The sequence below is a fragment of the Bradyrhizobium sp. WSM2793 genome, from assembly GCF_000379585.1.
Lineage (GTDB): Bacteria > Pseudomonadota > Alphaproteobacteria > Rhizobiales > Xanthobacteraceae > Bradyrhizobium.
The window spans coordinates 76369-96987 of sequence record NZ_KB902772.1 but is presented as its reverse complement, the minus strand read 5'-3'; the positions used below and the strand labels follow the sequence as shown (position 1 = coordinate 96987).

The following is a 20619-nucleotide window of genomic DNA, read 5'->3' as shown; positions in this document are numbered from 1 at the left end:
GGCGTCATGTTGCGAATTTTGCGTAACGGTTTTTTCGGGCTCACCGTCCTTTTAGGTCTTTTCAGCGCCACGCCTCCCGCCTCCGCCGCCTATCCCGACCGCCCCGTGCACTGGCTGATTGGATTTGCCGCCGGCGGCCCGGTCGACATCGTGGCGCGGATCATGGCGCAGTGGCTGTCGGACCGTCTCGGCCAGCAATTCATCGTCGAGAACCGCACCGGCTCCGGCGGCAACATCGCTGCCGCCGCCGCGATCAATTCGCCGGCCGACGGCTACACGCTGCTGTTCGTCGCGCCCAACAACGCGATCTCGACCTCGCTGTACAAGAAGCTGCCGTTCGACTTTTTGCGCGACACCACCCCCGTGGCGAGCATCATGCAGCTCACCAACATGCTGGTCGTCTCCAACGCGTTCCCCGCGAAGACGGTCCAGGAGTTCGTCGACTACTGCAAGGCCAATCCCGGCAAGATCTCCTTTGCCTCGTCCGGCAACGGCACCTCGGTGCACATGTCGGCCGAGCTGTTCAAGGTGCTGACCAAGTGCGACATGGTGCACGTGCCCTATCGCGGCTCCGCCATCGCCTTCCCCGACATCATCTCCAACAAGGTGCAGCTGATCTTCGACAATCTGCCATCGGCCATGGAGCAGGTGAAAGGCGGCAATGTCCGCGCGCTGGGCGTGACCTCGCCGCAGCGCTGGCCGAGCGTGCCCGACGTGCCCGCGATCGCCGAGACCGTGCCGGGCTTCGAATCGGTCGGCTTCTACGGCATCTCCGCGCCGAAGGGCACGCCGCCCGAAGTGATCGAGATCCTCAACAAGGCCGTCGGCGAAGCGCTGAAGGACCCGAAGCTGGTGGCACGTCTCGCGGAGACCGGCGGCATCCCCAAGCCGATGACGCCGGCCGAGTTCGGCAAGCTGGTCACCGACGAGACCGAGAAGTGGCGCAAGGTGGTGGAGTTCGCGGGGGTCTCGGTGGACTAGCAATCAGAGCCGCCGCCGGACCATCGGTCGCCGGCAAGACCGTTGAGGGCGCCAACAGGCCCTCTCAACATAAAAATCGCGAAAACAACCCCATGCACAGTAGACGAGGCCAGTGATTTCAATGGGTTAGGGGATCCAAAAAACGGGCTTCGACGAGGTCGTTTTGCTTCGTCGGGCAAAACAGGGGTATACAGGCATTATCGCCAATTTCGGTTATTTGAAACTCGCCGGCGATGCGGCTCCGGTGGTCCCGTCCGCCCCGAGCCAGCATTGCACCCCCGCCTCCATCCCTGTAAACGAACCGCGCACCGTTGCCGGCCGCGCATCCCGCGAACCGTCTCGCGGCGGGGCCTGTAGCTCAATGGTTAGAGCCGGCCGCTCATAACGGTCTGGTTGCAGGTTCGAGTCCTGCCGGGCCCACCAGCGGGATCAATGGTTTCCTCGCGATCGTGTGGTTGCGAATCTGCAAGCGGAACGTGCAGATTGGCGATGTCCAATCCTTTTGGACTCGGCAAACCGGCCAGGACGTACGGCACCTGGACGCCCGTCGATACCGATGCCCCGCAGCCGCAAATTTGCGGATGGCGTAATTCCCTACTCCAGCAACAGCCTGCCGAAGTCGTTGGCTTCGGGCATTTCGCCATGCGTTAGCTCTGATGCATATTCGCGATACGTCAGGCATTCCTACGGCGTCGCCCAGTTGCGAGCAGCACCAGCACGAAGGAAGCCGCCGTCATCAGTGTCGAGATCGCGGCAATGGTCGGATCGATCTCGTCGCGGAGCGCGGTGAACATGCGCTTGGTCAGCGGCTGATATTGCCCGCCGGAGATGAACAGCGCGACGATGGTCTCGTCCATCGCCGAGATGAAGGCGAAGATGCCGCCGGCGACCACGCTGGACTTGATCTGCGGCAGCGTCACCGCAAAGAAGCTGCGCAGGCGGTTCATGCCGAGGCTCCGCGCCACCATCTCCTGCGCAGGATCGAAGCTCTGCAGGCCCGCCAGCACCGAGATGACGACATAGGGCAACCCCAGCATCACATTCGCCAGCACGAGGCCGGGCATGGTCGCGACCAGGCCGACCTTGGCGTAGAAAAAGAAGATGCCGACCGCGGTGATGATGATCGGCACCACCAGCGGCAGCAGCAGCGCAATGTGGATCACGCGCATGATCCGCAGTTTTGAATGGCTGATGGCATAGGCGGCGGCTACCCCCAATGGGGTTGCGATCACCACGGTCAGCAACCCGACCGTCAGCGTTACCCGCGTCGCCTGCATCCAGGCCGGATTCGAAAAATACTGCTGGTACCAGCGCGTAGAGAACGACGGTGGCGGGAAAGTCAGGAAGCGCGCGCTGGAAAACGAGATCGGCGCGATGATCAGCACGGGCAGGATCAGATAGACCAGCACCAGCGCGCTGATCACGTAGAGGGCAATACGTGCGGGCGAGATGCGCGTCATTTCTGCCCCAGCACACGATCGAGCGAGATGAAGCGGCTGACGACAAAGAAGATTGCGAGCACGCTGAGAAGCAGCACCACCGCGACGGCGCTCGCCGCGCCGAACTGGTTGTAGAGCTCGACATTGCGGCTCACCAGCATCGACACCATCACGGTGCGGCCGCCGCCGAGCAGCTCCGGCGTGATGTAGAAGCCGAGGCAGAGCACGAACACCATGGTGCAGCCGGCGAGCACGCCCGGAAACGACAGCGGCAGGAAGACCCTGAAGAAGGTCAGCGACGGGCTCGCGCCCAAACTGGCGCCGGCCTGCATCAGGTCGTTCGGAATCTTCTGCATGGCGGCATAGAGCGGCAGCACCATGAAGGGCAGCAGGATATGCACGGTCGCGACCACCGTGCCAAAGGTGTTGTGGACCAGCGCGAGCGGCTCGGAGATGGCGTCGAGATAGCGCAGGAACTGGTTGATCACGCCGGTGCGCTGCAGCAGCGCCAGCCAGGCATAGGCGCGCACCAGCACGCTGGTCCAGAACGGCAGCACCACCAGCGACAGGATGAGGATACTCCAGCCTTTCGGCAACGCGTTGGCAAGATAAGCCACGGGATAGCCGAGCAGCAGCGCGATCAATGTGACCGCGAGGCTGATCTCGAAGGTCAGTGCGAAGCTGCGCCAGTAGATGTCCTCGGTAAAGACGCGGCGATAATTCTCCAGTGTGAAGCCGTCATGATAGATCGACTGCCAGGCGAGCCAGCCGACCGGCAGCACGATCAGCGCCAGAATCACCAGCAGTGCCGGCGACACCAGCGCCAGCATCAGGCCGTGCTCGCGGCGCTGATGCCTTTGCGATCGATCTGGCTCTGATATCGTCAACGCCGCCTCGTCTTACTTCTGCATGAACGAAGCCCAACGCTTCTCGGCCGCCTCGCCGGCGGGCGAGGACCACCAGGCGTAGGACATCAGCGCCTGCTTCGCTGCATTCGCCGGCTCGCTCGGCAATTGCGCGGCACGCTCGGGCTTGATCACATTCGTTTCGAAAGCCTTTGGATTGCCCGGGCCGTAGTCGATGTGGAGTGGCAGGTTGGCCTGGTGTACGGGATCGACGGCCTCGTTGAGAAATTTCACCGCCGTGGCGAGATTCGGCGCGCCCTTGAGGATGCAGAGCGAGGTGCTCTGCAAAATGCCCTGATTGTAGGTGAAGGAGACTTTGGCGCCTTCCTTGGCGACCGCGCTGACACGGCCGTTCCAGGCCATCTCCATGTCGACCTCGCCGTCGTTGAGCAGCTGCGCCGACTGCGCACCCGAGGTCCACCACACCGTGATGTGCGGCTTAATCTCCTCCAGCTTCTTGAAGGCGCGGTCGACATCGAGCGGATAGAGCTTGTCGGGCGCAACACCGTCGGCCATCAGCGCGGCCTCGAGCGTTGCGAACGGGTGGTTGCGCAGCGCGCGGCGGCCGGGAAATTTCTTGACGTCCCAGAAATCGGCCCAGCCACTCGGCGCGTCCTTCGGGAACGTCTTCTGGCTGTAGGCCAGCACGCTGGAATAGAACTCATAGGAGACCGAATAGGGACTGCGATACGCCTCCGGCATCGCCGCGCCGTTCGGGATCTTCGAGAAGTCGAGCTTCTCCATCAGCCCCTGCTCGCCGCCGCGCAGGCAATTGCCGGTCGGCGTGTCGACGACGTCCCAGATCGGCTTGCCGCTGCCGACCTGGGTCTTGATCGCGGGCCAGGCGTCGGGAATGGAATCCTGGTTGATGGTGATGCCGAGCTTCTTGGCGGAGGGATCCAGGATCGCCACCGTCTGCGCCTGCTGGTAGGCGCCGCCCTGCGAGACGAAGGTGATCTGCTCGGCGGCATCGGCCGCATTGGTCAATCCGATTGCGCCCAGCAGCGCGCAGCCCAGTCCAAACTTCTGCTTCATCGTCATCCTCGCCTCCTCCAAAGACTTCTCACTGACCGATCGCATCCAGAAACTGGTACCAGCCGGCGACCATGCGCACGGCGGGCTCGCGCAGCGGATAGAACGGAATGGTCTTCATGCGACTGACATCGAGCAGGCCGACGTCGGGGCTCTCGCCGCGCACGAAGGCGGCGAGATAGCGGCCCATCAGGCTCGACATCGCCACACCTGCTCCGTTGTAGCCCAGCGAGACCAGCGTGCGGTCGTCGAGCCGGCCGATATGCGGCACCGAGTCCAGCGTCATCGCGACGAGGCCCGACCATTTGTATGCGAGCGGGACCTCGGCCAGATCAGGGAAGATGCTGACCATCGCCTTGCGCAGCGCGTCGAACGCGGCCTGGGAATCCTGCTTGCCGAATGCGCCGCGCCCGCCGAAGATCACGCGATTGTCGACCATGCGGAACCAGCGCATCATGCGCTTGGTCTCGGTGTAGGTCCGTCCCGTCGGCATCAGCTTTCCAGCGAGATTGCGCGGCAGCTGCTCGGTCGCCACCATGGCGCTGCGGAACGGGATCAGCGTGCGCTGCAGATCCGCGGTCGCGCCGGTCAAATCCGAATAGCTGTTGGTCGCGATGATCGCCTGTTTCGCGCGCACCGCGCCTTGCGGCGTCTCGGCGACGATGCCGCCATTCTCGCGCCGCAGCTTGACGACCGGAGATTCCTGGAAGATCGGAACACCGCGGCGCGCCACGCCATCGGCGAGGCCGCGCAGATAGTTCAGCGGATGGATCCCGCCCGAGCCGGGATTGAGCACGCCACCGACGAAAATGTCGGAGCCGGTCTCCTCGCGCACGCCGCTTCTGTCGAGGATGCGGACCTCGGCGGAGCCCATCTCGCGCGTCATCCAGTTGGCTTCGTCGATTGCCGCCTTGAGCGTCGTCTCGTTGTGGGCAGCCTTGACCTGGCCGGTGCGCGTCAGATTTGCGCTGGTGATACCGAATTCGGACACCAGCTCCTCGACCATGTCGGTCGATTCATGAGCGATCTCGTACATGCGCTTTGCCATCGCGCGGCCGTGCACGGCGTCGATCTCACGGAACGACAGGCGAAACTTTGCGGTGATCACGCCACCGTTGCGCCCGCTCGCGCCCCAGCCGGGGCGGTTGGCCTCGAGCACGATCGGTGCGAGCCCGCTCTTGGCGATATGGTGCGCGGCGGAGAGCCCGGTATAGCCCGCGCCGATGATCACCACATCGGCCTGATGCTCGCCCGACAGCACGGGACAATCGCGCGCCGGCTCCGCCGTGGCTTCCCACAGCGAGTTGACCGATGGCTGCGCGCTCCAGTCCCGTGTCATGCCCGCGCTCATGGATTTATGCCGCCGGCCCGATCGCTGCGTCGGCCAGTGCCTTCAAGGTCGGATAATGGAAGTCCGGCTTGGTTAGCGTCTCCACCGCGGGCGTGCCGCCAAAACCGGCAATGCCCTGGCGGCGCTCGATCCAGCACACCTTGTAGCCCAGCTTCCGCGCGATGCCGATGTCGTGGTACTGGCTCTGCGCGACATGCAGAATGTCGGACTGCTTGTAGCCGAAGGCGGACTGACGCCCCTTGTTGTAAGCGAAGAACTCTGGATTGGGCTTTGCCACCCCGGTGTCGTCGGCGCAGACGGTGTCGTCGAAGGGATTGCCGAGCGCATGCGCGTAACACGAGAGCGCGACGCGGTCCGCATTGGTCATCGCCACCAGCCGGAATTTCGTGCGCAAGCGCTTCAGTGCTTCGACTGAGTCCACGAATGGTCCCCAGCGCAGCACCGAGAGCTGGAAGACATCGCACGACGCGTCGTCAGACGGCAGGCCGAGCTCCTTGGCGAGATGGCGATAGACGTGGAACATCGCCTCGCTCGAGCGCTCGTAGTGCATGTCGCGGCCGCGCTTGTAGGGCTCGAAAATCTGATCGTCGCTGAGCTCGGCCGGCGTTTTGCCCGAGATTTTGCGCACTGCGTTGATCACGCCGGTTTCGAAATCGATCAAGGTGCCGACGACGTCGAAGGTGAGGACCTTGAAATTGCTGAACGCGGCTTGGGTCGACATGTCGTTTTTCTCTCAGGTTAGACAGGCTAGGGTTCAGTCCACCCGGGGCACGATGATGGTGTCCTCGGGGTGAAGGGTGACGGTGAGGCTGCCGCCGAGTGGCGGAATGCGGCTGTAGGCCTGGTGATAGCTCGGCTGTCGCAGGCTGAGCGCGACGCCGTCGGCAAGCGCCAGAAAGATGCGCAGGCTCTCGCCCTGATAAACGATGTCGGTGACCGTAGCCGTGAGCCGGTTGCAGGCGGCATCCTGCGCGCCATCGTCGATCAGCAGTTTTTCGCTGTGCACGGCCAGCATCAGCGCATCGCCTGTGGGAATGGCGCGGGCGCTGCGCAGCAGCGCGTTGCCGAGCGCGACGCTGGAGGCGTCGACGCGGCGCACCGGCAGCATCGTGGCCTCGCCGATAAAGCTTGCGACGAAGGAGTCGGCGGGATGATCGTGCAGCCGCTCGGGCTCGTCGATCTGGATCAGGCGGCCGTCCTTCATCACCGCGACGCGGTCGCTCATGGTCAGCGCCTCGCGCTGGTCGTGGGTGACGTAGATGATGGTGGCACCGATGCGCTTGTGCAGCGCGCGCAGCTCGATCTGCATGGTCTCGCGCAGCTGCTTGTCCAGCGCCGAGAGCGGCTCGTCCATCAGGATCAGCCGCGGCTCGAAGATCATCGCGCGCGCGAGCGCGACGCGCTGGCGCTGGCCGCCGGAGAGTTGCGCGATGCCGCGCTCCTCGTAGCCGGCAAGGCCGACCATCGACAACGCCGCGCGCACCTTATCGGGCCAGATCACCTTCGGCAGACGCCGTGCACGTAAGGGGAAGGCGACGTTCTCGCCGACGCTCATATGCGGGAACAGCGCGTAGTTCTGGAAGACCACGCCGATATCGCGCTTGTGCGGCGGCATCCAGGTGACGTCGCGACCACCGAAGAGAATTGCGCCCGACGTCGGGATGATGAAGCCGCCCAAAATGCCGAGCAGCGTGGTCTTGCCGGAACCGGAGGGACCGAGCAGCGAGACGAACTCGCCGGCGCCGACATTGAGGGAGACGTCATCGAGGGCGCGAACCGGGCCATAGGCCTTGCTCGCGGATCTGATCTCGACGCTTTCCGCTCGTTTGTCCAACGATCGACCTCGCCTCGTCCCTGCAATGGCGTGCCTCACTGCACGCCATAAGCCTGCTTTATAGACAGGGGAGTTGACGCACTCACGCTCGAAGCGTGCACCGCACCATCTCTTCTCCCGTAAGCCCTGTCTTTAGGCTGTCATGCCAATGACACCAGACTTGGCAAAACTCGGCAATTGCCAAATTCTCACCGCGCTCATAACATGACGTTATGCCTGAGCTACGCCGGATGCTGCCCTCCAGCAACGCCCTCTTCGTCTTTGACGCAGCGGCGCGCAACGGCAGCTTCACGGCCGCAGCCGCTGAATTGAACGTCACGCAACCCGCGGTGAGCCGCATGCTCGGCCAGTTCGAGGAGCATCTCGGCGTCCGCCTGTTCGATCGCAAGGCGGGCCGCGCGGTGCTCACCGAGGAAGGCGAGCTTCTGTATCGCCGCGTGCTCGAAGGCTTTCGCAGCATCGAGACCGGACTGGTCGAGATCGAGCGCCGCCGCAAGGGCACCGAGACGGTGACGCTGTCGGTGTCCTCCGCCTTCACCACGCACTGGCTGATGCCGCGCATCGACAAGCTGCAGAAGCAGTTTCCCGAGGTCGATCTGCGCTTCCAGCTCATCTCCGGCGCGTTGCGCGGCCCTGTGGAGAATGTCGATCTTGGCATGCGCTTTCGCGATCGCGACGAGCCGTCGTCGGGCGGCACGCTCGTGATGAAGGAAGTCATGCTGCCGATGTGCAGCCCAACCTATCTCGGGGAAACCGATCCCACCGAGAGCAACACCATCATCCGCCTCGCCGAGACGCCGGGCGACTGGGCCGCGGATTACGCATCGCTCCTCACCGGACGCCGCGGCGCGGCCAAGGCGCTGAGCTTCACCGATTATGCCGTCGTGGTGCAGGCCGCCCTGCTCGGCCAGGGCATCGCGCTCGGATGGTTGACGGTCGCCTCGCACTGGCTGCTCACCGGCGCGCTTGTGCCGGCATCCGACCGCCTGACCACCACGCGCCGCGTGTGCGAATTCCTGCCGCCGCGCAACCGGCCGATGCGCCCGATCGCTGCTGAGATCCGGGATTGGATCATCGTACAGATGCGGGATGAGCTAGTGGCAATCGATCGGCAGTACCCACCACTTGGATTGATGGCTGCGTGCTACTGAACCGAAGGCAGGTTGGTGACGCCCCAACTTGCAAAATCTAGACGTGCCAGAAGGGGTTAGAGTGTGGGGTCTCCGCAGAGACTAATTGAGACGGCCACTGTGTTCCGCGGGGCTGCCGCGCCGAAGCCCTGAGGGCGAAGGCGGCGCTGCGTTACGCCGCTTGAGCGTTCGAGACACCGTTCGGATCGAAGCTCTCTTGCTGCGATCGGAAGACGCCAGGCTCCTCGCGAGCTGATCAGATCGCCTACTCCGCAGCCATTGCCGTTCGCAACTCCGGTTTGTCCGTCGCGCTCTCAGGGCTCTCATCCGCGGTCGGCTTGATGCGGAACCACGCGGCATAGAGCGCGGGCAGGAAGAGCAGGATCAACACCGTGCCGACGGCCGTGCCGCCGATCAAGGTATAGGCCATCGATCCCCAGAAGACGGAGTGTGTGAGGGGGATGAACGCCAGCACGGCGGCAAGCGCGGTCAGGATCACGGGCCGCGTGCGTTGCACCGTGGCTTCGATGACGGCGTGGTAATCGTCGAGGCCCGCCGCGCGGTTCTCCTTGATCTGTTCGGTCAGGATCAGGGTATTGCGCATCAGGATCCCGGCCAGTCCGATCAGTCCCAGGATCGCGTTGAATCCGAACGGCTGGTTGAAGATCAGCAACGCAGGGACGACGCCGACGAGACCAAGCGGTGCGGTCAGCATGACGAGGGCCATCATCGAGAATGATCTGACCTGAAGCATGATGACGATCAGCGTTGCGGCGATCATGGCGGGAAAGATGGTCGCCAGCGCGTCATTGGCCTTCGTCGCCTCCTCGATCGAGCCGCCGGTCTCGATGCGATAGCCGGCCGGAAGCGATGCGATCAGCGGCTGAAGCGCTTTCATGATGTCCTTGGAGACCTCGGGAGGCTGGGTCGCCTCGTTGATGTCCGAACGAATCGTGATGACCGGCGTGCGATCGCGGCGCTTCAGGATCGGCTCTTCGAGCTGGACTTCCGAATGGCCGATCTGGTCGAGCGGGATCAGACGGCCGTCCCGGCTCGTCAGTGAAAAGTCGGCCAGCCGCGCCGGATCCAGCCGCTCGCCGCCGGCGCTGCGCGCCACGATCGGGACATTGCGAATGTCCTCGCGGACCTGCGTGACGGCGATGCCGGTCAGGAGGAACTGGAGCTGCCGCCCGACTTCCGCCGGCGAGAGGCCGATGAGGTTCAGCCGATCCTGATCTGGAATGAAGCGGAGCACGGGTGTGCGATTGCCCCAATCGCGATTGGCTTGTCGCACGTCGGGAACGCCACGCATGACCTCGACGGCTTTTTCAGAGAGCGCATACAATTTCGCGGGATCGGGGCCCATCACCCGAAACTCCACCGGGAACGGCGTGTAGGGTCCGAAGACGAGCTGGGTGACGCGCACGCGCGCTTCCCGGGCAAGGCCGTGTGAGACCGCGCTCCGGAGGCGCTGCTTCAAAGCCTCGCGCGCCTCGGCGTCAGGCGTCAGCACGACGATCTTGGCAAAGGCCGGATCGGGGAGCTCCGGCGCCATCGCGAAGAAGAAGCGGGGCGCGCCCTGACCGACATAGCTGGTGACGATCTTCGCCTCGGGCTGATCATGCAGCCAGCCTTCGAGCTTCTCGACGGCGGCGGTCGTCGTCTCGATGCTGGTGCCCTCCGGCAGGCGAACCTCGACGAGAACCTCGGGGCGATCCGACGTCGGGAAAAACTGCTGCTTGACCGCGCCCATGCCGAGGCCGGACAGCGCGAAAGCGATCACGACGAGGCTGCAGGTCAGAAACTTGTGGCGCACGGCGAAGGTGATGAGCCCCCGCAAACGCCGGTAGTTCGGCGTGTTGTAGATCGCGTGGTGGCCACCCTCGATGGGCTTGATCGCGGGCAGCATCTTGACGCCAAGATAAGGCGTGAAGATCACCGCAACGATCCAGGAGACGATGAGAGCGAACCCGACAACCCAGAAGATGTTGCCGGCATATTCGCCGGCCGTCGAGCGCGCGAAACCAACCGGCAGGAATCCCGCGATCGTCACCAGTGTGCCCGAGAGCATCGGCGCCGCGGTGTGGCTCCATGCGTAGGCCGCCGCACTGAGGCGGTCCATGCCCTCTTCCATCTTCACCACCATCACCTCGATGGCGATGATGGCGTCGTCCACGAGAAGGCCAAGCGCGAGGATGAGAGCACCGAGCGTGATGCGGTCGAAGAACCGGCCCGTCTCGAGCATGATGAGGAACACGACGGCCAGCGTCAGAGGGACCGCTGCGGCCACGACGATTCCCACGCGCCAGCCGAGGCTGAGCAGGCTGACCAGCAGCACCACTGCGAGCGCCATTGCGAATTTGATCATGAACTCGTCGACCGCGGAGGTGATGTTCACGGCCTGGTCGGTCACCTTGTCGAGCGTCATCCCGAGCGGCAGTGTCCGCGCCATGGCAGCGGACCTCTCTTCCAACGCCTTGCCGAGCGCCAGGCCGTTCCAGCCCTCCTGCATCACCGCCGCGAGCATGATCGTGGGCTCACCCTGGTGCCGGATGATGTAGGTGGGAGGATCCTCATAGCCGCGACGGACCTCGGCGATGTCGGACAGCTTCAAGGTTCGTCCCGCCGCAACGATCGGCGTGTCGGCGATCGCCTGCACGCTGTCATAACCGCCGTCGACCCGGATGAAGACCTGCGGCCCGCTTGTGTCGATCGAGCCCGCCGGGGTCACCGTATTCTGCCGCTGAAGGGCGGCAACAATATCCTGTGCCGACACGCCGAGCGTTGCCAGCTTGGGATAGGAAAACTCCACGAAGATCTGCTCGGGACGTTCGCCGAAGATATTGATCTTCTTGACGCCGGGCACGTGCAGCAGGTCCTGGCGGATCACTTCCGCCTTCCTGGCGAGCTCACGCATCGGCATGCCCTTCGCCTTGAGGGCATAGAGTGCGAAGCTCACGTCCGAATATTCGTCGTTGACGAAGGGGCCGAGCACGCCGGCCGGCAGCTTGCGCGCTTCATCCCCGAGCTTCTTGCGCGCCTGATAAAACTCTTCCTGCACGCTCGATGGCGGCGTGCTGTCCTTCAGCGTCACCGTCATGTAGGCATAACCCGGCCGCGTGGTCGTCTCGACCCGGTCGTACCAGGTCAGCTCCTGAATCCGCTTCTCCAGGGGTTCGGCGACCTGGTCCTGCATCTCGCGTGCCGTCGCACCCGGCCAGACCGTGGTAACCGTGAGCGTCTTGATGGTGAAGGACGGGTCCTCGGCCCGTCCGAGCATGAAGAAGGCGTAGGCGCCTGCGGCCGCCAGCAGCATGATGAAGAACAGGCTCACGGCCCGCTCGCGAACGGCGACCGCGGAGAGATTGAAGCTCATGATTTGCTCCCGCCGTCAGTGACGGTCCTGACGCGAGCGCCCTCGTGCAGGAGGTGAGCGCCGAGGGACACAATGGGGTCACTGGAGCTCGATCCAGAGATGATTGCCGCTTCGCTGGTCACGCGCAGAAGCTTGATGGGGCGAAAGTGTACGGTCGAGCTGGCGCTATCGAACACCCAGACGCCGGTGGTCCTGCCATCATCGAGCACGGCGCCGAGCGGCACCTGGACTTCCGACTGACTGTCCTGGCTTGCGAGCCGAATGGTGACTGTCGCGCCGAGTGGTGCTGCTGCCGCCTCGCCGCCGAGCACATAGCGGGCCTCGTAGGTCCGGGTCTGCGCGTCGGCAGAGTTCGACAATTGGCGCAGATGCGCCGCGTAACGGCGTCCATCGCTGCCATATAGGCTAGCCTCGGCGAGCGAGCCGATCGCCGGCCGGATCGTTTCGGGAAGCGCCACCACGGCTTCGCGAGGCCCGGACTGCGCGAGCCGAACGACGGTCTGGCCGGCCGAGACCACCTGGCCGGGCTCGCCAAGCGTTTGCGTGACCGTGCCGTCCGCGTCTGCCACCAGCACAGAATAGGTCGCCTGATTTTCCGCGACCCCGGCCTCGGCTTCGGCCGCGGCGAGCTGGGCCTTGGCTGTATCCGAGGCGGCCTTCGCCTGCTCGTAGCGCTGCTTGGACGTCCATCCGTCGTTGACCAGGTTGGCGTATCGACGCTCATCCGCATCGGTCTGCACGACGACCGCGCGCGCTGCGGCGACAGCGTTGCGCTTCGCCGCGAGCGCAAGGCGGAGGTCGGTCTCGTCGATCCGCATCAGCGGCTGCCCGGCCTTGACCTGCTCACCGACATTCACCAGCCGCTCGACGATCTTGCCGGCGACGCGAAAGCCGAGATTGCTCTCCACCCGCGCGCCGATGGTGCCCGTGAACCCGCGGTCGGATCCGCTCACCCGCGTGGCCGTCGCCAGGCTGACCATCGGCGGCTCCTGTCTCGGGTCGCTCACGGCAGAGGCGTTGGGGGCGAAAATGCCAAGACTGACGAACGTGGCCACCCCCGCCGGGATCATAATACCGGCCAAAACGGCAATTCCCCTCTTCATGACGGTCTCCTCTGGAATTTAGATTTCGTTCGAACTCTATATTGACTTAGCGCTCGATCGCAATCTAAATTTGCGTCCTGACGGAAACGTGATCTCAGGAAACCACCGCGTCGTCCGACGGCAACTTGATAGATGTCGTTCGAAATCTATATTGGGCATAGATTTCGACTGAAATCCAAATGGAGGAGCATGATGCGCGTCAGTCGCGTTCAAGCCGCGGAGAACCGCCAAACCGTGATCAATGTGGCAAGTCGCCTCTTCAGGGAGCGCGGCTTTGACGGCATTGGGCTCAAGGATCTGATGGAAGGGGCCGGGCTCACCCAGGGCGCCTTCTACAAGCAGTTCGCGTCCAAGGAGGACTTGGCGGTCGAGGCCTCCAAGCGAGCGTTGGAGAGCGCTTCCACCCGATGGTCGGACGCGGCCGCGCGCAATCCTGACGATCCGCTCAGCGCAGTGATCGGATTCTATCTCAGCGCAGATCATCGCGAAGAGAGAATGGACGGATGTCCGATCGTGGCCCTCGGCTCGGATGCCGCCCGGCAGGGTCCCGACGTCAAGGCCGAGTTCGAAGCAGGCATCAAGGCCCATCTCGACGTGCTCAGCCGCTTCATCGCCAAGGACGGCGGCAAGGGGTCGAGAGACAAGGCCATGGCCATTCTCGCGACGATGGTGGGCGCCGTAACGCTGGCGCGCGCGGTCAACGACACAGACCTCGCACGGGCCCTTCTCGATGCCGCGGCCGCGCTGGTCCGTGAAGCCGCCGCGGCTTGAACGACGGCCCCCTCGAAACATGGAGAGACCGGATGCTTGACGTGAGCGAAGCCGGGCCGAGCTTGCTCAAATTATCGGAGAGGCTCAGTGTGCGTTTTCACAAGACCGGCAGCGGGCCTCCGCTGCTCCTCCTCCATACGATCCGGACGCAGCTCGAGTATTTCCGCAGCCTTGCGCCTCTGCTCGCAGGATCGCACACGGTATACGCCATCGATCTGCCCGGCCACGGACACTCGCCGATCGATCCGGACGCAAGCTTCAACGAACCCTATTTCAGGCAGGCGCTGATACGTTTCCTCGAGGAGCTAGACCTCTCGGATGTCACGCTCGTCGGCGAGTCGATCGGGGGCGCATTGGCTCTCACGGTGGCGGCGTCACTTCCGCAGAGGGTGAAGCGGGTCTTTGCAATCAATCCCTACGATTACGAGACCCGCTATGGCGACGGACTTCGACGTGGCAACTGGCTCGCGAACTTCATCATCGGAAGCCTGCAAGTGCCGGTGCTCGGCGCGATCAACGCGTCGCTCGAAAACAAAATCGTTCTCGGCAAGATCATGGGCGGCGGATATCACGACCCGCGCAAGCTGCCGGCCGATCTGCTCGCCGAGTTCGACAAGGTGGCCCATCGCGCGGGATACAAGCGGGCCGCACGCAAGGTGTTGGCCGGATGGCGATCCTGGAGCCAGGCCCGCGACTATTATTGGCAGATCGCGGCGCCGGTGACGCTCATCTATGGCGACAGCGATTGGTCCCGGCCCGACGAGCGCGAGCGCACACGGTCTCTCATTCCCAACGCGCAGATGGTGACGCTGAGGAATACCGGCCACTTCTCGGCTGTCGAGAACCCGTCGGAGCTGGCCCGGGCGATATTGGGCGCAGAATGAGCGCATGATCAAGCAGAGCACGCTCCTCCAACAGAAGGAGGCGAAGCGCGGCCAATGTGCTATCCTCCCCGCGAGGCCACCAACGGAGACAAAACATGCCAACCAGCGTCAAGCAAATGCTCGAAGCCGCCAATGCGGCGGTGCCCAAGATCACGTCGGAACAGGCCACTGACATGATCAAGAACGGCAACACGCTGGTCGTCGACGTTCGCGATGCGCCGGAGGTTGCGGCCAGCGGCAAGATCGCGGGGCCGTGCACGTCTCGCGCGGGATGCTGGAGTTTCGCGCGGACCCGGAGTCACCCTATCACGACAAGGCGTTCGACAAGAGCAAGTCCGTCATTCTCTACTGCGCGTCCGGCGGCAGGTCGGCGCTGGCGGGCAAGGTGCTGAAGGATATGGGCTACGAGAAGGTCTATAACGTCGGCGGCTTCAAGGACTGGTCGGGGGCGGTCGAGAAATAGAACACGCGGGCTGGCCGCCTGCCGGGCCTGGTTGCGGCCGAACGTCATCACCGGCGCTCGGCGCCCGCCCATATACGCCGCGATCCATTGACGGTTGCCCGCCACGTCGCAGCACAATCGACGGAACCGATCAGGCGGAACGCGGCATGGAGACAGGCTGCGCGCTTCGCTCGCCCAGCAGCTTGCCGGTCGTACTGTTGACGAAGTGCAGCGACATGCAGGCCGGGCACCTCACGGACACATAGCTGTCCGCCGGCTCGAAACTCTCGGGCCGCGCGTCATCGATCCGATGCTGGACGTTCATGCCGGTGCGCGGGCACCTGAAGAGGATCTGGCGCTGCATGTCCTTATTGATGCGCCCGAACCGCGGCCGGCGAAATTGCGGATGATTCCTTAGGGGCCTTCCCCGTGTTTGAGATGGGTCAAGGCGAACGGTCTGCCCACGCCTATGCTCTGCATGACATCGGGCGCTCCTGCTCCGGTGCCGAACGAAGCGGAGCCCGGACTCCTAGGCACTCCGGGCACCGCTTCGCAAGACGGGCACCGACCGACCGCGACCAGGAGCCGGCTCCGGACGAGCGGCTTCGTTGGAACCAGGGCAAGAACCGCGGGTTGAGATGGCGCAGCCCTGAACAGAACACGCAATCGGCCTCGGCGCTTCAAGGAAGCCGACGCTGATTGACGTCGTCCTTGTCGCCTGACCCGACCAACACGGCCGTACGGTACGACCTCCGCCGGAAACGGGCCACCATCGGGACCGCCACGATCAGGAGAGCAGCCATGATATCCGCCAACATCGACGATCTGACCGCAGTGGTGCGCTACGCGCTCGAAACCACCCGTGCGACCACGATCTGCCCTTTCCACGATGAGGTGATCGTCCGCGTCGGCGACGACGCCGCCGAGAGCCATGCCTACGAACGCGCCAAGCGAATCCTCAGGAGCGACGGCACGGCCTTCGAGGCGGACGCTCTCAGGGAAGAGATCGGCCACCAACTCGCCGCCGCCGCGGACGGGCGATGCCCGAGATGCGACCGGACCGATCCGAACGGATAGGCCGCAATCCCCTCAATCCTCCACCCGAAACAGCCGCCACCGCTCCGGCACGCCCTTGAGCTGATGCACGCCGTGATCGCGGAACCGGATCTCCGACTGCGCCATCAGGTCCTTGACTGCGCTCGAGACCAGGACTTCGCCGGCGCGCGCTTTGGCGGCGACGCGCGTGCCGATGTGAAACGCGAGACCGACCATCTCGCCTCCGCTCACACTGTACTCGCCCGCATGCAGCCCGACCCTGATGTCGAGCCCCAGCGTGCGCACGGCCTTTTGGATCGCAGTCGCGCAACGGACGCCGGAAGCCGGCGCCTTGAATGTCGCCAGCACGCCGTCGCCGGTCGTCACCACTTCCTTGCCACGCGTACTCTTCAGCTCCTTGCGCACGGCCGCGTAATAGTGGCCCATGACCTTGGTCCACCGGGCATCGCCTAGCTTTGCCGCCTTTTCGGTGGAGCGGACGATATCGACGATCAGGATGGTGGCGAGTGCCTGCTTGAGCTCCGCGCTCCGCTCGCCGGATCGGGGCCGGAGCGCTATCGGCCCGGCCAGCGGTTCGTAGCGGTGGCTGCGGCGCCGGGCGATAGCCGCTTTGGCGTAGTCCTGGGCGCGCTGCGTCGTGCCGCAGCGAACTGTCTTCTCCTGCGGCAGTCGCGTCCAGTAGACCCTTCGCCCATCGCCGGCGCCCTGCACCTCCACGGCACCCCACTTCAGGAACACCGCCGAGCCGACGCGCCGAACGCACCACGCCTTCGACGTGTAGCCGGATACGTTGGACTGCAGGACTCCGATGCGAAGGAATTTGGGCATGAACGTGCGGCCGATTTGAAAGACCCTTTGGGCGTCTTCGGGGCGGAAGCCTATTCGTACAATCCTGCATCGGCAATAGGGGCTTGCCAGGGCTGCCGGCGGCGCCTGACATCGGGATCATGCTGACAACGCCCAAACGCGAGCCGCCCGTCCATTCGTCGGTCGGAAGATTCTCTTGTCCAAGCAACGATCAGCCTCCAGACGTGTTCTTCCGACATGAGATGCAGTGAGGCGCGCCATGGGCAAGGATGATGGACTGAAGCCTGACGACTTCCCGATCGAGGCCGACAAGGACAAACTCAGGACACGCAAGGGCGAGCCCGTCGCCTCGGCGGAGTCGGACAAGATTGCGGACCAGATCGCCGAACGTCTGAACGAGCACGCGCACCAGGAAGAGCAGGATCGTTGGTCCGCGTAGGCGTGATGGGCGTGCCGTCCCAGATTGGAACGACCGCGCGGTCCTGAGCATTGGCCTGCACCGGGGTCCGACAATTCCGGCGAATGGCGGCCTCGGCTCGACCTCCGCCCCCTGGACCGAGAGCCGGGGCTGCTTGACCGAAGCAAGAGGAGCGGACATGAAAGTGCTTGTTCTCGCAGGGCTCGTTGCGGCTCTCGCATCGCCTCCCTCCGCGTTCGCGCAAGGCGGCGCGGGTACCTCCAGGACCGGGTCGAGCATCAATTCGACCGGGACGGGCGGCACGACCGGAGCAGGAGCTTCGGGCCTCAATACCTCATCGGACAACAATAGCGGCGGCGCCAGCGCACCGGCCAAATCGACAACGACGCGGCCGGGGGACAACGACCCAAGGCAAACCCAGGGCGGCCAGCAGGCGATGCCGAACTCGGGCTCCACCGGAGCGAACCGCAAATAGATGCGCCGCTGGCAATTCGTCCTGGGTGAGGCAGTCGCCCTACCCGTGATACGCGAACAGCTCGATCGGATCGCTGAAGCCGCGGACCTCGTGCTTGCCGACGTGCTCCAGCTCGAACTTCTCCTCCACCAGCTCCGCAAAGTCGCGTGACAGCAGCACCGTTCGACCGAGCTTCTTGGTGAGGGCTTCGAGGCGGGAGGCCATGTTGACGGCGGGGCCGATCACGGTGAAGTCGAGCCGGCTGGTTGAGCCGATATTGCCGTACATGACATCGCCGACATGGACGCCGATGCCGTAATTCAGCGGCGCGCGGCTGGTCGCATTCTTCCGCTCGTTCAGCGCGGTCATGGCTTGACGGGCTTCGGTCACGGCGTGGAGCAGGTTCGCGCAGGCATCGGGCTCATGAAGCGGGAAGATGGCGAGCAGGCCGTCGCCGATGAATTTCAGGATCTCGCCGCCGTGCCGCGCGATCGGCTCGGACATCGCGTCGAAATAATCGTTGAGCAGATCGATGACGTCGTCGCGCGGCCAATTGTCGGAGATCTTGGTGAAATCCCTGAGGTCGCAGATCATGATCGCGGCGCGCACGGTCGTGCCGCTGCCGCGCCTGGTGGCACCGGCGAGGATCAACTGGCCGGCATGGGAGCCGACATAGGTCTCCAGCAGCGTGCGCGCCAACCGGTTCTTGATGCGGATCTCGCTGACCAGCGCCAGCACCGGCAGCAGCTTCTTGAGCGCAGCAATATGCGAATCCTCGAAGCCGCCGGGACGGTCGGTCGCGAAGGTGATGAGATGCCGCTTGCCGAGCGTGTGGTAGAGCGGCCAGGCCACATAGTCGGTCAGGCCCTTTTCGCGCATCTCGTCGTAGAGGGCGTGCTTGCGGCCGAGCGAGGGATCGCGCTCGAGATTCTCGCGCACCTCGCTGGCGCCGTCCTGCATTTCGTTGGCGGGACTGCCAATGAATTCGGACCGCTCGCGGACGTCATAATCCACCCGCGCGATCTCCGCCTCGCGCATGCCGTCGGACCACATGAACCGGGCGCCAAGCCATTGCGGATGGTGGATCAGGACATGCAGCGTCGACCGCTTCAGCGGAATGCCCGCCTGCTGCAGACGGATGCACATGTCGGCGAAGATATTGTCGATGAAGCGTTCGTCGCGCGTGCCGTTGGTCAGCCAGTCGACGACACCGTCGGCCTGCGTGGCGTGGTTGTCTTGCGCGGTCATGTCCTGCCCTTCACGGCGGTCTGCATCAGGGCAGATATCGTGCCCCGGCTCCGCCGCGTCAACCTAGCCAGTTGCATGGATTGTACGCATCGGCCGGTCGGGGCTATCGCCCCTTAGCCGACGATCCGGATCGACCCCAGCACCACCAGACCCGAAACGAGCGCGAGCCTCGATGTCTCGGTCATTTCGATCCTGAGCGTGCCGTTGCCGGGGATGGCAAAATCCTCACCATCGAGGCGGATGCGGCAATCGCCGTGCGCTGCGTAAACCAGATGCGTGCCGGCATGCAACGGTCGATCGCCGGCTTCCCTGAGCGCTTCAAGCTCGATCTCCACGACGCCGCGCCGCGCCATCAGGTTGACGACCTCGACCGGCCCGGCGTGAAGCTCCGTCACAATCTCGAGCTCGCCGGTGAAGCGCACGGTCGTAAAAGGTTCACGCTCGTCGAATTCCTGGCCCGGAGCCTTGAGCACCAGCCCGCGCCCACCGACCACCATCTGCAAGCGGTCGATGCCCGGCATATGGGAGAAGGGACCGGGCGCCACGATCGGCGTGCTCGCAAAACGCCAGAGCATGCTATCCCAATTCTTCTGCGGCGCATCGGCCCGATGAGCGTCCGCGATATCGGTGAAGATGCCGCCGCCGTTCTTCCATGGCGAGCGGGTGTAGTCTTCAGATCTGAGCAGTGTTGCCTTCATGGCGGTCCTCGATGCGATGGCGATGCAGGGAAGCGCGTTCGCCCGGCGGGCGGCAATGCGTCCGGAATTGCGGTCATGTTGCGGCTTCCGCTCGCCCGGGTGCGCTGGCCTTGAGATGACGCAAAAGCGCTGCCGCCTCCGTCGGCGGCCGACGCTCGATCCGGCGATACGCGCGCCCGTCGGCCGTTCGTGAGACCATGCCGTGATCGCACAGCGCGCGGCGAAGCAAGGCATCATCGGCGAAAGCGTGCTGACGGTTCAGCAGCGTCTTCACTTCCGCCTCGGCCAGACTGCTCCGCGGCGGAAAGCCGGCCCACAGCACCCAGAGACTCAGCTGCTGCAGGCTGTGGCGGGCCGGCCAGCGCAACAGCCTGCCGTGGTCGTCGAAATGGCGCGCCGCGCGTTGCACGCGCTTCAGATCGACCGCATCGACTTGTGGTGCGGGCGTGCCGCGGTCATCCACGGCAGTGCCGACCGCACGCGCGCGGAAATGCTGATAGTTCCTGTGCCCTGTCGCACGTGCAAGAATGTTGAGCAGCTCGACGTGACCGGGCGGCGACGTGCGCTCCAGAAGCTGGGCGCGCAGAGATTTCGCGAGCGCGGAGATGTCGCCCGCAACGAATTCAACGGGGGTTCTGGTCATGACCAATCCTCGATGTGCCGATCCACAGATGGATTGTCGGAGGTCAC

Annotated in this window: 20 protein-coding genes, 1 tRNA gene and 1 pseudogene; 9 read left to right on the top strand and 13 right to left on the bottom strand. The window is 64.3% G+C overall.

All coding sequences use genetic code 11. The features are described 5' to 3' along the window. Positions 1-6: 6 nt before the first annotated feature. Positions 7-981 (top strand): tripartite tricarboxylate transporter substrate binding protein, encoded by a 975-nt coding sequence (locus A3AS_RS0107625; RefSeq protein WP_026201770.1) that lies wholly within the window; start codon positions 7-9, stop codon positions 979-981. 347 nt (positions 982-1328) lie between these two features. Beyond that, positions 1329-1404 (top strand) — tRNA-Ile (locus A3AS_RS0107620). 251 nt (positions 1405-1655) lie between these two features. Here A3AS_RS0107620 and A3AS_RS0107615 read toward each other — a convergent pair. The 6 genes from A3AS_RS0107615 to A3AS_RS0107590 form a co-directional block, all read right to left on the bottom strand. Then, on the bottom strand, positions 1656-2441 hold the full coding sequence (locus A3AS_RS0107615; RefSeq protein WP_018317002.1) for an ABC transporter permease: 786 nt from the start codon (positions 2439-2441) through the stop codon (positions 1656-1658). After that, the gene (locus A3AS_RS0107610; RefSeq protein WP_049814808.1) at positions 2438-3250 is read right to left on the bottom strand and encodes an ABC transporter permease; all 813 of its coding nucleotides are present in this window, start codon (positions 3248-3250) and stop codon (positions 2438-2440) included. Before A3AS_RS0107610 ends, A3AS_RS0107615 begins: the two co-directional genes overlap by 4 nt. 69 nt (positions 3251-3319) lie before the next feature. After that, positions 3320-4366 (bottom strand): ABC transporter substrate-binding protein, encoded by a 1047-nt coding sequence (locus A3AS_RS0107605; protein ID WP_026201769.1) that lies wholly within the window; start codon positions 4364-4366, stop codon positions 3320-3322. Between the two features lie 22 nt (positions 4367-4388). Next, the gene (locus A3AS_RS0107600) at positions 4389-5696 is read right to left on the bottom strand and encodes an FAD-binding oxidoreductase (RefSeq protein ID WP_026201768.1); all 1308 of its coding nucleotides are present in this window, start codon (positions 5694-5696) and stop codon (positions 4389-4391) included. Positions 5697-5712: 16 nt separating this feature from the next. Next, complete coding sequence (locus A3AS_RS0107595; RefSeq protein ID WP_018316998.1) at positions 5713-6429, bottom strand: HAD family hydrolase; 717 nt, start codon at positions 6427-6429, stop codon at positions 5713-5715. A gap of 33 nt (positions 6430-6462) precedes the next feature. After that, entirely contained in the window at positions 6463-7542 is a 1080-nt protein-coding gene (locus tag A3AS_RS0107590) for an ABC transporter ATP-binding protein (protein ID WP_018316997.1), read from the bottom strand. 212 nt (positions 7543-7754) lie between these two features. Here A3AS_RS0107590 and A3AS_RS0107585 point away from each other — a divergent pair, with 212 nt between their 5' ends. After that, the gene (locus A3AS_RS0107585; protein ID WP_018316996.1) at positions 7755-8693 is read left to right on the top strand and encodes a LysR family transcriptional regulator; all 939 of its coding nucleotides are present in this window, start codon (positions 7755-7757) and stop codon (positions 8691-8693) included. 244 nt (positions 8694-8937) lie between these two features. Here A3AS_RS0107585 and A3AS_RS0107580 read toward each other — a convergent pair whose 3' ends face one another. Both A3AS_RS0107580 and A3AS_RS0107575 read right to left on the bottom strand, forming a co-directional pair. Next, complete coding sequence (locus A3AS_RS0107580) at positions 8938-12048, bottom strand: efflux RND transporter permease subunit (protein WP_018316995.1); 3111 nt, start codon at positions 12046-12048, stop codon at positions 8938-8940. Then, positions 12045-13151, bottom strand: coding sequence for an efflux RND transporter periplasmic adaptor subunit (locus tag A3AS_RS0107575; RefSeq protein WP_026201767.1), 1107 nt, complete (start codon positions 13149-13151; stop codon positions 12045-12047). The genes A3AS_RS0107580 and A3AS_RS0107575 overlap by 4 nt, the downstream gene beginning before the upstream one ends. 192 nt (positions 13152-13343) lie before the next feature. On the opposite strand from A3AS_RS0107575, the gene A3AS_RS0107570 reads away from it, so the two are divergent. The 3 genes and pseudogenes from A3AS_RS0107570 (at position 13344) to A3AS_RS0107560 (ending at position 15269) form a co-directional block, all read left to right on the top strand. After that, a complete protein-coding gene (locus A3AS_RS0107570) occupies positions 13344-13922 on the top strand; it encodes a TetR/AcrR family transcriptional regulator (RefSeq protein WP_026201766.1) in 579 nt (192 codons plus the stop codon). A gap of 32 nt (positions 13923-13954) precedes the next feature. Beyond that, positions 13955-14806: an alpha/beta fold hydrolase gene (locus A3AS_RS0107565; RefSeq protein WP_018316992.1), complete on the top strand. Its 852-nt coding sequence runs from the start codon at positions 13955-13957 to the stop codon at positions 14804-14806. Between the two features lie 95 nt (positions 14807-14901). After that, positions 14902-15269 (top strand): annotated as a pseudogene (locus tag A3AS_RS0107560) (rhodanese-like domain-containing protein). 130 nt (positions 15270-15399) lie between these two features. Here the strand turns inward: A3AS_RS0107560 and A3AS_RS0107555 are convergent. Beyond that, positions 15400-15612 (bottom strand): hypothetical protein, encoded by a 213-nt coding sequence (locus A3AS_RS0107555; protein WP_018316991.1) that lies wholly within the window; start codon positions 15610-15612, stop codon positions 15400-15402. Between the two features lie 437 nt (positions 15613-16049). Between A3AS_RS0107555 and A3AS_RS0107545 the strand changes: the two genes are divergently transcribed. Further along, positions 16050-16325: a hypothetical protein gene (locus A3AS_RS0107545; RefSeq protein ID WP_018316989.1), complete on the top strand. Its 276-nt coding sequence runs from the start codon at positions 16050-16052 to the stop codon at positions 16323-16325. A 12-nt stretch (positions 16326-16337) separates the two neighbouring features. Here A3AS_RS0107545 and A3AS_RS0107540 read toward each other — a convergent pair whose 3' ends face one another. Beyond that, a complete protein-coding gene (locus A3AS_RS0107540) occupies positions 16338-17132 on the bottom strand; it encodes an adenylate/guanylate cyclase domain-containing protein (protein WP_018316988.1) in 795 nt (264 codons plus the stop codon). Between the two features lie 238 nt (positions 17133-17370). Between A3AS_RS0107540 and A3AS_RS0107535 the strand changes: the two genes are divergently transcribed. Together A3AS_RS0107535 and A3AS_RS44800 are read left to right on the top strand one after the other, a co-directional pair. Then, positions 17371-17550, top strand: a complete 180-nt coding sequence (locus A3AS_RS0107535; protein ID WP_018316987.1) for a hypothetical protein — start codon at positions 17371-17373, stop codon at positions 17548-17550. Positions 17551-17707: 157 nt separating this feature from the next. Then, positions 17708-18004, top strand: a complete 297-nt coding sequence (locus A3AS_RS44800; RefSeq protein WP_084674798.1) for a hypothetical protein — start codon at positions 17708-17710, stop codon at positions 18002-18004. 39 nt (positions 18005-18043) lie between these two features. On the opposite strand, the gene A3AS_RS0107530 is transcribed toward A3AS_RS44800, so the two are convergent. The 3 genes from A3AS_RS0107530 to A3AS_RS0107520 form a co-directional block, all read right to left on the bottom strand. Then, the gene (locus tag A3AS_RS0107530) at positions 18044-19231 is read right to left on the bottom strand and encodes an adenylate/guanylate cyclase domain-containing protein (RefSeq protein ID WP_018316986.1); all 1188 of its coding nucleotides are present in this window, start codon (positions 19229-19231) and stop codon (positions 18044-18046) included. A gap of 113 nt (positions 19232-19344) precedes the next feature. After that, positions 19345-19929 (bottom strand): HutD family protein, encoded by a 585-nt coding sequence (locus A3AS_RS0107525; protein WP_018316985.1) that lies wholly within the window; start codon positions 19927-19929, stop codon positions 19345-19347. 73 nt (positions 19930-20002) lie between these two features. Next, positions 20003-20572 (bottom strand): DUF2087 domain-containing protein, encoded by a 570-nt coding sequence (locus A3AS_RS0107520; RefSeq protein ID WP_018316984.1) that lies wholly within the window; start codon positions 20570-20572, stop codon positions 20003-20005. Positions 20573-20619 lie beyond the last annotated feature (47 nt).